General features: G+C 67.2%; 1 pseudogene. It reads left to right on the top strand.

Annotation, left to right across the window (positions count from 1 at the left end):
* A pseudogene (locus KVS69_RS20910) lies at nt 1-229 on the top strand (hypothetical protein); the annotation flags it as partial.

Raw genomic sequence — 229 nt, forward strand, 5'->3', positions numbered from 1 at the left:
CGATGCCACCAACCTCTCGGCGGCCGGTATCTGGAAGCTCAACGTCGCGGTGGTCCTGCGCTTTGGCGTGGACGGTTCCGTGCGCGCGCCGACCAACGAAGTGCTGTACGCCGCCGGCGCGCACATCGCCACCCGTTCGCTGGTAATCGTCGTTGCCATCCTGAAGACCGAACGCGGCCTGCGCGTGGTGCTCGGCATCCTCACCCACCGCGACCGCCTCGATTTCTCC

This window comes from Stenotrophomonas sp. GbtcB23 (assembly GCF_019091045.1).
In the GTDB taxonomy this organism is placed as follows: Bacteria; Pseudomonadota; Gammaproteobacteria; order Xanthomonadales; family Xanthomonadaceae; genus Stenotrophomonas; species Stenotrophomonas rhizophila_A.